General features: G+C 50.2%; 4 protein-coding genes. 2 read left to right on the top strand and 2 right to left on the bottom strand.

Going from position 1 to position 13,469, the window contains the following annotated elements; all coding sequences use genetic code 11:
• Positions 1 to 24: 24 nt before the first annotated feature.
• On the bottom strand, positions 25 to 2,760 hold the full coding sequence (locus VD17_RS17120; protein WP_046054803.1) for an ATP-binding protein: 2,736 nt from the start codon (positions 2,758 to 2,760) through the stop codon (positions 25 to 27).
• A 486-nt stretch (positions 2,761 to 3,246) separates the two neighbouring features.
• Here VD17_RS17120 and VD17_RS17115 point away from each other — a divergent pair, with 486 nt between their 5' ends.
• Positions 3,247 to 6,828, top strand: a complete 3,582-nt coding sequence (locus VD17_RS17115) for a hypothetical protein (protein WP_046054802.1) — start codon at positions 3,247 to 3,249, stop codon at positions 6,826 to 6,828.
• A 175-nt stretch (positions 6,829 to 7,003) separates the two neighbouring features.
• On the opposite strand, the gene VD17_RS17110 is transcribed toward VD17_RS17115, so the two are convergent.
• Positions 7,004 to 9,628 (bottom strand): winged helix-turn-helix domain-containing protein, encoded by a 2,625-nt coding sequence (locus tag VD17_RS17110; RefSeq protein ID WP_046054822.1) that lies wholly within the window; start codon positions 9,626 to 9,628, stop codon positions 7,004 to 7,006.
• Between the two features lie 266 nt (positions 9,629 to 9,894).
• Between VD17_RS17110 and VD17_RS17105 the strand changes: the two genes are divergently transcribed.
• On the top strand, positions 9,895 to 13,263 hold the full coding sequence (locus VD17_RS17105) for a hypothetical protein (protein ID WP_046054801.1): 3,369 nt from the start codon (positions 9,895 to 9,897) through the stop codon (positions 13,261 to 13,263).
• The last annotated feature ends 206 nt before the right edge of the window (positions 13,264 to 13,469 follow it).

Genomic DNA, 13,469 nt, shown 5'->3' with positions numbered 1-13,469 from the left:
GAGACTTTCAGCGCATTCAGTTTTTTACTTGATTGAACTTCTCAACTCTTTTTCAATGCGCGCAAGCCAAAGGCCGGAACCCTGGTTTTTGGCTTGATTCAAGGCTTGATTCAACAATTGATTTGCGTTCCTGTAAGAAGGCAATGTGGCGTCCTGGAACGATAATTGTGCCTTGACTCTCATCAGTTCCGGCATAAACCATCGTTCGTCCCGTGAAGCGGCAACCTTCATTGTTTCCTCGATGGAGTCTATGGCTTGCCTGGGAAAGCCTAGCGTAGCCAATCCTTTTGCAACTTCGCACCGTAGCAAACTGTAAAATGGATAAGCGCCTTGACTGGCCATGTCATTCATCGTTTGAGTTAGCTGCCGCAGACCCTCCTCGGGTCCATTTTGACGAATTAAAAGTACGCAATCATAGCAATGAGTGAGTTGGCGCCATATCGGTAAGTCATGTTTGGCGATGCTTTTTTGCATAGTGGCGAGGTAGGCGCGCGCCTTGCTCAGGTCGTCGACAATCAATGCCATGGGCAGGGCACTGAAACATAGGGTGTACCAAAGGGTAGCGGGGTGATTTAGCGTGACAGACTGTGCGACATTTTCGTCGATATGCTGCAACGCTTTTTCGACATCGCCCTGTAGTAACTCGATATGGGCCTTCACGGCGTGAGCAGCAATTCGCTGATCGAAGTGCACGTCAATAATGTATGAAGAATGGGAATAGGGCGCAACCAAAGCCTCGTTGATACTCTGTAAGGCCCCCTCCAGATTGGCCATGTGAAACAGTGTGGAGGCGTGCATACGTTTTGCCAATAGCTGGTGATGTGTAAGCGTTTGCTCGTAGGTTAGCTCAATATAATCTTCTGCTAATCTCAACGCTTGTGGATATTGATTTCCGCAAGTAGATTCACTCCATAATCCCCAAAGCGCCCGCAACTTATGTTCGACATCGTCAAGGTAGATGGCGTCTTCCATCACTTGTCGCCAGTGATCACCAATTTTCGGTCCTGTGCCGTAGCTCAGTAATAAAACGCTGGCGGCTGCCGTGTGCAGAAGCATCCTTTGCCGCCTGCGCAGGGGTAGCAATTGCTTGATGCCAGCCAATCCTTTTTCCACCCAGTCACGGCATTCGCAGATAAGCGATAGCCTTAGCCAGAGTGGTATGCACAACAACGTTAGTTCTATTCCCAATGCAGTATTGCCGTCTGGCGAATAAGCCCAATCAAGTGCCGCGCGAATGATGTCTATTTCGGGTCCGTACTGCGCGACCCAAATCGGTGGTGGAATTTTGCTCAGATTGGCGCTGGCCTCGCGTAACAGAGCACTAGCAAAGGCAGCGTTGCGCCGAGACAGTTCGCCTGTTTCGCCGAACTGTTCACGTTTTTCCCGAGCGTAGGCCCGGGTTGTCTCAAGAAAACGAAAACGCCGATCGGCTCCGAGCCCCAGAGTCGATAGAAGCGATTTGTTTACGAGGCTTTCTACCAGCGGCAGTAATACCGATGCATTAATGACCAGATCGTCGAGAATGGCTTTAACGGCGTCAATAGTGAATGACCCCGGGAAAATAGAGAGCGCGCGCAGCATTGTCTGTTCTTGGGTCGACAGCGTTGTATAAGTCAAGTCCAGCATCGCGCTCAATGTTGGGTGCCGAGCGAGGGATCTGTCGCAACCGGCCATGTTCAGGCGGAAGTTGCCATCAAGCATTTTAACGAGCGACTGGAGGCTCATTGTTGGTACTCGAGCTGCCGCGATCTCAATTCCCAGAGCGTTGATGTCAAGCTTGCGACAGATCGCGCAGACTGTTTCGACTTCACTGTCATCGAGTAGAAAACCAGGGTCGCGCGCCATTACGCGGCTGACGAATAACTGAATGGCGGAATAGCCCATGGCTTCTTTTGCAGTGATTTTCTTTAGTTCGTCAGGTAGCAGCAACGAAGGAATATGGTGGATAAATTCACCTGTGGCGTGCAGGGGTTCGCGGCTGGTCACGAGTAAGCAGGCATGGGGAGCATTCAACAGGATGGTTTCAACGATGCTCGCCAGCACGGTCAGCAGGTGTTCACAGTTGTCGAGAACAAGAAAAAAACGGCGTAGGCCCAAGCTCTCAGTAACGCTGCGCAAGGGCGTGCTGGTCGCACAGCTAATACCCATTGCAGATGCAATTACGCCGGGCACCAGGTCTGATGACGTCACGGGTGCCAGGTCAACAAAGCACACGCTGCCAGCAAATTCCCCTGTCATTTCCGATGCTATTGCTTTTGCCACGGTGGTTTTTCCAGCACCACCAGGTCCCAGCAGCGTCACGAAGCGCCGCATGTTCAGTTGATAGCCTAATGTCTGGATCAGCTCGGCCCGACCAATGACGTGATTGGACGCCGGAAGAAATACGGCTGTGTCCTCCTTGGGCGCATCAAAGGTGACAGGGGCAACAAAGCGGTAGCCCTTGCCCGGTACGGTGGCAATAATTTCAACCTTATCGTGATCAATCAGGATGCGTCGAAGATCGCGAATTTGCGCGCGCAAGTTGCACTCTTCAACAAACACCTTGGGCCAGGCAATGGCTATCAGTTCGGACTTTTTGAGCGTTTCGCCTCTTCGGGTCGCCAGTGCAATAAGCAACGTTATTGCGCGACCACCCAAGGTAACGGATGCGCCTGCCTTGAACAGCAGTTGTTGATGTGGGTACAACACAAACGCACCAAAATGGACTGTGTCTGCTATTACCGCCAGCGGTGCGATGGGGGAGGGATGACTGTTTTGCATAAATAGCCCTATACCGACGCGTTATAGAATGATCGGCAACCTTCACTGCTTGAGTAAGCAGGCTCCGCGCCAATCGTCAACAACTGCTGGTGCTTCAGTCCCTTGTCGATATTCAGTCCCTTGTCGATCATGCTGCGCCTGTGATTACACAGTTCCAATGCCCCAAAATGAGGCGAGACATGTGGCTGCATCAGCACTTTTGAAACATTGGTTTCGGGTATTAATTATCCCGTGGGTCAGGAATTCAAGCCCGAAAAGACCCGGTTAAAAACGCCCGCAGGGCAGGGCTGATACCGTGCACTGTCATCACAGTTTAACGTGTTCAAATGCCACTAAAAAACTGCAGTTGTAGAATACTTGTGAAATGTTGCGAATTATTGATCATCCCCTGAAAACTATGTCCTAGTATGAGCCCGGCAATTGCCTGCGCCACTCCCAGTTTTCGACCAATGCGTCAGCCGGATACTTCCACAGGTGGATAAGTCAATGATTGAAAGCACACACAGCAAAACATCTAAGACGTCGATTCCTGACCGACAGAAAAAGAATGATTTTGAAAGCCGGGTAGCGGACTCGGTAAAAAGTTCACTGAACTCATTGATAAAAAAGATTGGCAGTCAGCCAATTGATCCGTCTGATTACAAGGAAGTAAGTGCATTCAAGGGTAAGGTCGATATTGAAAAGGTCAACGTTGTCGATGTAAGAGGCGGGGTGATCTATTTCGAATACGGGGCAGAAAAATATCAAATTCTCGAGGCGCGCTTCCTAGGTGGTGCAGGCACCTCCTATACACAAGATGCACGTGTTCGCGGAGCGCCCGCGCAGGCAGAGCGCTCATACGCCAAAGGGGAATTGAGTGATTCTTCAGCGAAGAATGTACTGGCCACGCTTTTTGCCAGTCCAGGCTTTCCGAGCTCTGGAAAACCACTTTCTGAAGTGCTTGAGTTATTGTTCGCTACGAGAGGGACTGCAGCCGAACAGTTGATTAAAGATAGCTTCAAAACGCCGAATCAGGAACTGCTTCTGCGAGAGGAGGCGAGCCAGGGGAAGCTGCGGGAGGGCGCTGTTATCGTCCGCACGCCAACTGATGATGTTGCTGTAGTTACACTGCTGAATGGCAAAACATTGATCGTGTCAAAGTATCTGACGCCTCAGGCATTCTCCGACTATACGCGACAGCCCAATGAGGCTGGTTATTTGGCCAATCCAAACGCGCTTAACGAGCAGGGTGAGCGTCTCTATTTCGGGGGCAGTAACGGAAGTGAGTATAAAACTGTAACGACGATGCCGGCAGACATGAATGCGGGCGAACTCACAATCGTCGCAAAAAACCCTGAAATGCAGATGATCTATTTTGAATACAAGGGTGAAAAATTCAAGATACAGAAAGACCAGGCTGAAAAACTCAGCGGGCTTGATAACGTCGATACCTCTTCCAATGGAGATAACAAGGGTTTTCAACTCTACGACTATCTGAATCTTTTGCACGAGAGCAAAGATACCCCACTTGCTGGCATCCTGAGGGAGGCTGAAAGCAAGGGGTCCGGAATGACCCTGTTACGAGACGACAAGCCCGTCACCGAACCGTTGGATCCGGCCAGCGTGGAAGCTTTCAATGGATACCTGATGCTTACGTTGAAAAGCGGCGAAAAGGTGGTCGTTGATTCGCTGCTGACCCCGAATGCTCACGATTATTATAAAAGCGTGGGGCGTCAGTTGGAGCGTGAACAATTATCTGAGGTGCAAGTAAAGCAAGCTGAGGAGGCCGGCTATGTCAAGGCAGATGACAACCTGTATTTGTCAGATACGGCTGATGTGAAAGATATATCGATCGCGCAGAGTAATCAGGGCTTTGAAGTGGTCACGTTTACTTATCAAAAGCCGGGCATGCCTGAGCAAAAGCTCTATGTCAGCAAGGAAAGTAATCCTGACCTGTTTGAACAAATGGCCTCGAATTATACAAAACTGGGCTCTGACACGGCTGCGAACAAACGGCAGGCGGCTGGATTACCTGCTTTAAAGGATGTTTCAGTTGACGACCTGCCGACGACTGAAAAATTTGAAGACGACAGTGTCATGAACGTCGGTGACTTAGCGTTTAAAAGCATGATTGATGATTATCGCAAAGGTGTAAAAGACGGCGACATTGGCGAGGATGACATACGTGCGCAATACCTGCGTGCGATTGACGCTAAATCAATGTCTATCAATGGTATGTACATAATTCCCGAGCATGCGAACGATAAGAGAATCGCAAAGCCGATGCTCGTCACCGGTCGGGATGTTGACGAAAAAATCTTCGATCAGAAAAAAATTGATACCAAGCTCAGTGAGATGATGGGCGACGAGAAGATTCAGCAAGACATCGCTACGTACCAGGACAAGGCCTTGGAAAAAGTCCAGGGCGGCGATGCTAAGGTCAAAGAAACCCAGCAGAAGTTGATCGAGAGCGCTTCATCGGAAACCTATATCAACTACCTCAGCGAGCTTTCGCGAACTGACAAAGACCTGGCGATGCAGGACTTCCGGACAACCTATGTTCAGCTCGCGGCTATCGACCCGGAAAAAGCCGAAGCTTTCAGAGCAGAAGTAGAGACCAGTGGACTGGTGCTGGAGATGGAAAGGTTGATATCCGAGCCAGGGGGAATCTCTGACGAAAATATGGGGCTTGCGGCCCAGGATGTAACCAAGGCTGCCCTGTCCGCAGGCAAAGCGTGGGGGGATGGTATACCTCGGCGCGGATTTGGCGTCTGGAAAGAAACAATGACGGAACTCTCCAAGAATCAGTCCCCGAGTTGGGGGGCTGTGCTCAAGGAAGTTGGCGATACCTGGGCAAAGAATGGAAAAATCGAGGATGCTGAACTTCGAGCCATTATCGAAAAACGTATTAACCCCGGCAGTGAATTACCCTCTAATAATAAGCTCTTTGATGCGCTGAAGTTCATGAAGGACAATGGCGTGCTAGGTTCAACGGGTGGGACCTTTTCGCTTGTATCAGCCGCGTATCAACTCAGTGGCGGCGGTGGCAGCCTGGGGGCTACGCACCAGGAACGGTTATCGGTTGCAGCCGCTTTCATGGGCATTCTAAGTGGCTCTAACCATTTTCTCACTTTGGGTGTAAAAACCTACGACGCCTTAAACGGAACAGGCCTGATGAAAGAGTTGGGCACAGATCGGTCATTTCAGAGTGTCTGGAAACCTAAAGACTTTAAAGAGGCGTTCGCGGTGAGTGTTATCAATGGTGATGTTAATTCATCCATTGATACGCTCTTTGACAGTAAGAATCCCCTCGGTGGAAATAGCCTGACCATGGGCGATATTTCCAAGGTGAGCGAAGCTTACTCGAACAAGTTGCAAGATATGGCCAAAAACAGCGGCGTCATTGATTCAAGGCTCAAAAAAGTGGCAGGCACGGTGCCCAGAATACTCGGTGGCATAGGCGACGTAGGTGGCGGCATCCTGGGCGTAACCTTAGGTTCGATGAACCTTCGAGCAGGCATTAAAAGTGGTGATCCCTATGCGATCGCTGGGGGCTCCCTGGAAATTGGCGGCGGTGTGGGTGGATTGATTGGCGGGGCAGCTACTTTCGCCGAAATATTTGGCAAAAGTGGTCGCGTGGTGGCGTGGGCAGGCCCTATAGGTTTCGGTTTTGCGGCGGTCAGCTCGTTCGTCGGCGCGATACTGAGTGTGGACCAGGACCGCAGATTGCATAAAGCCTCCCTGAATAATTATAAAGACCTTGAGAAAATGCAGGCAGACGGATTGCTTGCTGAGAATGGCACCGGGAATTATGTCTGGCTGCAGACGTATTTGCATGGCTATAACCAACGTGATGCGCCGGATGATCAAAGTGTGTTTGATTACAGGAAAGAGGACTTCGAGAACCCGGAGTGGCCTTTCAAAGAGCATGATTATAAAGTGCATATTGATTACACCGGTGATGGTTATAATCGGCGCAGTGATGCTTTGAAGGGGCTTGGTAACGGCACAAGGATCAAAGTAATTGACGATGAAGGCAATATAAAAGAGTTAAAGACCGGGTATAAGAAAGGCTGGTCGCCGGTATGACGTCTGTTTAAAGATAGCCTCCGATGACAGTGTTGACTGCGCATAAGATGTTTTGACAGTCGACACCATCTCGTTCTACCTATCAATAAATGGGTGATCGTTATTGGCCATTCACTGGTCAATTACGATCACCCTGATATTGTTGTGTCATGCCAATCAACATTTTGTTAGTGCTTCAGCTCTCCGTGCATACCAGATACGCTTTTAATGTTAGCAATTGCGGCATGAACCACTGCTCTTCGCGCGCCGAAGCAATCTGTATTGTTTCGTCAATGATGGCACCGGCCCGTTCGTGCAAACCGACAGAAGAAAGTCCGGCGGCATATTCTCTCTGGAGCAGGCTGAAAAGAGGGCTGCCGCCGTTGGCGCGAATCTGATGAATCACTTCGCCCAACTGTGGCAACCCCGCCTCAGGGTCGCCTTCGCGTATCAACAATATGCTTTCGAAACTGCGCGTGAGCAGTCGCCAAAAAGGTAAATCATGCCGTGCTGTGCTTGCTTGCAGCAGCGCAAGAAAATGCCGCGCCTTCGCCATGTTGTCGACCATCAATGCCATTGGAAGAGCGCTTAGGCAAAGTGTGTACCAAAGGGTCAGTGGATGAGTGAGTTGCGTAGCCTGCGCAACGTTGTGCTCGACCTGCAGCCAGGCATCTTCGATATTTCCATCCGAGAGCTGGATTTGAGCGCAGAGGCATCCGGCAGCAATTCGCTGATCAAAGTAAACGTCAATAAGGTGCGAATTCGGTACGTCATCAGAACTCAAAGCCTGTTGCACAGTCTGTCGGGCATTGGTCAGGTCACCCCGGTAAAACAGCGCGGTCGCTAACATGCGTTTTGCTAATAGTTGATAATCGTGCTGATGTTGGCTGTCAACGATCTCGTCATATTGCCTGGCCAGTTCGAGCGCCTGTTCATATTGATTGCTGCAACAGCAATAGCTCCACAGTCCCCACAATGCGCGCAGTTGGTGCTCGACATCGTTCAGTCTCTTTGCATCCTCAAGTGTCTGCATCCAGGCTGTACGTATTTCCTCATTTGCACCAAAGGTGAGCATCAGCACGCTCGCCAATGCGGTCTGCAACAGCATCCGTTGGTGTGGTGAATTCGCAACTGCGTGAGGCCCGGCTTTGAGGCCCATATCCACCCAAACCCTGCATTCACCGATAAGCGGCTTTCTCAACCAGAGGGGAACGCTTAGCAGCGTCAATTCAATACCCAGCGACCGGTTGCCTTGCCATGAGTACGCCCAGTCGAGTGCAGCGCGAACACTGTCGGTTTCCATCCCATACAACGCTAACCAGTGTTGCACCGACAGAGTGCTCAATTGTTCGCCGGCCTGGCGAAGTCTAAGTAAGGTATAGCGTGCGTGACGCGCGGCAACAGCGTTCATGTCACCCCGTTGCGTTAGTTTCTCATGAGCGTAAACACGTGTGGTCTCGAGAAGTCGGTAACAGCGGCCGCGCTCATCATCGAGACTACTGAGCAGCGATTTATCGACGAGGCTGTCCAGCAACGGCAAGGGTTCACGGAGGGAGAAAGTCTGTTTATCGACAACGGCGGTAACGGCTTCAAGTGTGAACGCCACGGGGAATATCGACAGTTGGCAAAGCATGGTTTGTTCGTCGGTACTTAGCATCGAGAAGGTCCAGTCGAGCGCTGTACTCAGCGTTCGGTGACGCTCGAGAGATGTTCGTTTGCCGGTCATTTGCAGTCGAAAGGTGCCATCGAGCATGACCACCAGTTCATGAATGCCGAAGGTACGAACTCTTGCCGCTGCGATTTCGATGGCGAGTGCGTTGCTGTCCAGCTTGTGGCAAATGAGGCTTACTGTATTTACATCATTGTCATTGAACAAAAACGCAGGGTCGTGGGCACTGGCACGTTCTACGAATAACTGAATCCCGGAAAATGCCAGCGCTTGTTTTGCTGTCAGTCGAACCCCAGCAGGCGGAAGTGTCATGGGTGCCAAGCGATGGACTGATTCGCCTGGCGCTCTTATCGGCTCACGACTGGTCGCCAGCACACAGATTTCCTCAGTGTCCCGCAAAATGATTGCAACGGATTCGGCGACCGTTTCCAGCAAATGCTCGCAGTTGTCCAGTACCAGCAGCATGCGGCTAGTGGCGAGGCTTGCGGCAATGCTGTGCAATGGCTGATCTATTGCAGACGTGATACCCAGTGCCGCCGCCAACATGCCAGGTATCAAGTGCGGCGAAATCACACTTGAGATATCGAGAAAGCAGATACCCTGGGGGAATCGCTCTGCAACATCATCCGCCACTGCATGTGCCACCGTCGTTTTGCCAATCCCTGCCGACCCGGTAATGGTCAAGAAGCGCTTGCTGAGCAATTGCTGGCCAAGCAAACACACCTGGTCTGTGCGACCAATTATGTTCAACGAGCCCAGAGGGAGAGTGGTGACGCGCAAGCTCTCTTCGGCAGGCGGGGTCTGTAGCTTTCGCGTCACTGACGCAGCAAGCCGATAACCCCTTCCCGGAACTGTAATCACGTAAGCGCCGTGCCCATCACCCAATACTCGACGCAACGCCACGATTTGCGCGCGCAGGTTGCATTCTTCGACGACAGACTTCGGCCACGCGAAGGCAATGAGGTCTGCTTTTTCGACCAGCTCGAAGGGACGTGTTGCCAAGGCCATCAGCACAGATAACGCACGGTTACCGATCTGAACCGCCTGCCCATTCTTGAAAAGCATCAGCCTGTGGGGGCACAGTTCGAATGCCCCAAAATACAGCGGGGCATGTGGCAACTTCAGAGCTTTTGAGGCATTCGATTCGGGCATTAATTTTTCCAGTTGGTCAGGAATTCAAACTCGAAAGGACATGACTAATAACGCCCGCAGGTCATGGTTGATGCCGTGCACAGTCATCGTAGTTTAACGTCGTTAAACGCGACGGGAAAACTGCAACCGTAGAATACTTGTGAAATGTTGCGAATTATTGATCATCCGCTGAAATCTTTATCCTAGTATATCGCGGGCGATTGTCCGCGCTACCTTCCAGTTTATCGCCAGCGCGTCAGCTGAAACTTCCTCGGATGGATTATTCAATGATTGAAAGCACGCAAAACAAAACATCTAAAACATCGACTCCGGAACAGCAGGGAAAGAAGGATTTTGAAAGCCGGATAGCTGATTCGGTTAAAAGCTTGCAGAAAACATCGCTAAAAAAAACTGCCGATAAGCAAGTTGACTCCTCTGACAAAAAGAAAGGGCTAGCTAAGTCTGCAATCACGGACGACGTTACCTCGCTTATTCACAGTCCAGGCTTTCCTAGCTCTGGTAAAACACGATCAGAGGCGCTCGAATTACTGTTTGCTACGAGAGGAACTCCAGCGGAACAACTGATTAAAGATTCCTTGAAAACGCCAAATCATGAACTTCTGTCGCGAGAGGAGGCGAGTCAAGGGAAGCTGCGCGAGGGCGCTGTTATCGTCCGTACGCCAACGGACGATGTCGCTGAAGTCACCCTGCTAAGTGGCAAAACATTGATCGTATCAAAGTACCTGACTCCTCAGGCATTCTCCGACTACACACGAAAGCCCGACGAGGCTGGTCATTTGACCAATCCGAACGCGGTTAATGATGCGGGTGAGCAACTCTACGTTGGGAGTAGTAATGGAAACCAATATAGACCTATAACGGCGATGTCGGCAGACATGAATGTCGGTGAACTTACAATTGTCGCAAAGAACCCTGGAATACAGACAATTTACTTTGAATACAAGGGGGAGAAATTCAAAATACAGAAAGACCAGGCTGAAAAATTTAGCGAACTTGATAATAAAGATAATGCCTCCCTCTATGGTGACAACAAGGGGTATCAATTATATGACTACCTGAATCTCTTGCACGAGAGTAAAGATACCCCACTGGCTGGCATCCTGAGAGACGCTGAACGCACGGGGTCCGGAATAACTCTGTTACGCGATGATAATCCCGTCACTGAGCCGTTAGATCCAGCGAGCGTGGAAGCTTTTAATGGATACTTGATGCTGACGTTGAAAAACGGCGAAAAGGTTGTCGTTGACTCGCTGCTGACCCCCAGTGCTCATGATTATTATAAAGGCTTGGGGCGTCAGTTGCAGGGTGAGCATTTAGCTGAGGTGCAAGTTAAGCAGGCCGAGGACGCCGGCTATGTCAAGGCAGATGACAATATGTATTTGTCCGGTACAGCTGATGTGAAAGATATAACGATCCTGGAGGATAATCAGAACTTTGAAGTAGTCAGGTTCACTTATCACAAGCCGGGCATGCCTGAGCAAAAGCTCTATGTCAGCAAGGAAGATAATCCCGGTCTGTTCGAACAGGTGTCATCGCTTTTTACGGATATGGTCGGTGGCACGGCGGAGACCAAACGACAGGCGGCTGGATTGCCTGCTTTAAAGGATGTTTCAGTTGACGACTTGCCAACGACTGAAAAATCCGAAAACGATAGTGTCTTGAGCGTGGGTGACTTAGCGTTTAAAAGCATGATTGATGATTATCGCAAAGGCGTAAAAGATGGCGACATTGGCGCGGATGACATACGTGCGCAATACCTTCGTGCAATTGACGCTAAATCAATGTCTGTCGGCGGAATGTACATAATTCCCGAGCACGCGAACGACAAGAAAATTGGCAAGCCGATGCTCGTTACCGGACGAGATGTTGACGAGAAAATCTTCGATCAGAAAAAAATTGATACCAAGCTCAATGAAATGATGGGCGACGAGAAGATTCAGCAAGACATTATTAAATATCAGGACAAGGCCTTGGAAAAAGTCCAGGGCGGTGATACAAAAGTCAAAGAAACCCAGCAGAAGTTGATCGACAGCGCCTCATCGGAAAGCTATGTCAAATACCTCAGTGATCTGGCGCGAACCGACAAAAACCTGGCAATGCAGGACTTCCGGACAACCTATGTTCAGCTCGCAGCTATTGATCCGGAGAAAGCTGAATCTTTTAGAGCAGAGGTAGAGTCCGCTGGACTGGTGATAGAGATGGAAAGGCTGATATCCGAGCCTGGGGGAATCTCTGATGAAAATATGGGACTTGCGGCCCAGGATGTGACCAGGGCTGCCATGGGTGCAAGTAAAATGGGGGTAGTCGGAGCCATTGTCTGGAGAGAGACAATGAATCAAATCTCCAAGACCCAGTCCCCGAGTTGGGGGGCTGTTCTCAAAGACGTAGGCGAAACGTGGGCAAAGAACGGAAAAATACAAGATGCTGAACTTAAAACCATTCTTGAAAAACGTATTGTGCCCGGCAGTGGACTACCGTCCAGGAACAAGCTCTTTGAAGCGTTGAAATTCATGGCGGACAATGGCTCGCTGGGTTCAATAGGTGGGACCTTTTCGATTGCTTCAGCTGCTTACCAGCTCAATGGTGGCGGCGGTAGCCTGGGTGCTACGCACCAGGAACGGTTATCGGTTGCAGCCGCTTTTATGGGTGTTCTAAGTGGCTCAAGTAATTTTTTTACGTTAGGTGTAAAAACCCACGATGCTTTAAGTGGGACTGGACTGATGAAAGAGTTAGGAATGGATCGTCCTATTCAGGACATCTTGAAACCGCGAGACTTTAAAGAAGCGTTCGCGATGAGTGTTATCAATGGTGATGTTAATTCATCCATTGACACGCTCTTTGATAGTAAAAACCCCCGCGGTGGAAATAGCCTGACCACGGACGATATTTCCAAGGTGAGCGAAGCCTACTCAAACAAGTTACAAGACATGGCAAAGAACAGCGGTGTCGTTAACTCAAGGCTCAAACAAGTGGCAGCCACCGTGCCCAGAATACTCGGTGGCATAGGCGACGTTGCCGGCAGTATTCTGGGTATTACCTTAGGCTCGATGAACCTTCGAGCAGGCATCAAGAGCGGTGATCCCTACGCGATCGCTGGCGGCTCCCTGGATATTGTTGGTAGTGTGGGTGGATTGATTGGCGGGGCAGGTACATTCGCGGAGATATTTGGCAAAGGCGGTCGTGTTGCAGCGTGGGCAGGTCCTATAGGTTTCGGGATTGCGGCGGCCACATCTTTCGTCGGTGCAATGTTGAGTGTGGATCAAGACCGCAGATTGCATAAAGCATCGCTGAATAATTATAAAGACCTGGAGAAAATGCAGGCAGACGGACTGCTTGCTGAGAATGGCACTGGGAATTATGTCTGGCTGCAGACGTATTTGCATGGCTATAACCAACGTGACACGCCGGATGATCAAAGTGTGTTTGATTACAGGAGAGAAGACTTCGAAAGTCCAGAGTGGCCTTTCAAAGAGCATGATTATAAAGTGCACATTGATTACAAGGGCGACGGTTATAATCGGCGGAGTGACGCTTTGAAAGGACTTGGCGACGGCACAAGGATCAAAGTTATTGATGATGAAGGCAATATAAAAGAGTATAAAACCGGGTATAAAAAGGGCTGGTCTCTGGTATGACGTCTGTTTGAAAACAGGCTCGCGGGTGATCGTATTTTCCATGTGCTGGGAAAATAGGAACACCCTGATCCAGTTGTGTAATGCCGGATAAATATCAAATTATCTTGTGAGCGCGCGGCTGGATGCCCGTCAGGCGACGCACGTTTTAATCAAGCTGTTTTATATGTGCATGGTGGCCGAACGGCCAGGCGTTCGGCCACATCTGC

This window comes from Pseudomonas fluorescens, assembly GCF_000968015.1.
Classification (GTDB): Bacteria; Pseudomonadota; Gammaproteobacteria; order Pseudomonadales; family Pseudomonadaceae; genus Aquipseudomonas; species Aquipseudomonas fluorescens_W.
Note: the sequence above shows the minus strand (reverse complement) of the source record. Positions and strands in the feature narration are given on the sequence as shown.

Coding starts and splice junctions, on each gene's coding strand:
- VD17_RS17120 (WP_046054803.1), bottom strand. CDS start 2,760: ATGCAAAACAGTCATCCCTCCCCCATCGCACCGCTGGCGGTAATAGCA.
- VD17_RS17115 (WP_046054802.1), top strand. CDS start 3,247: ATGATTGAAAGCACACACAGCAAAACATCTAAGACGTCGATTCCTGAC.
- VD17_RS17110 (WP_046054822.1), bottom strand. CDS start 9,628: ATGCCCGAATCGAATGCCTCAAAAGCTCTGAAGTTGCCACATGCCCCG.
- VD17_RS17105 (WP_046054801.1), top strand. CDS start 9,895: ATGATTGAAAGCACGCAAAACAAAACATCTAAAACATCGACTCCGGAA.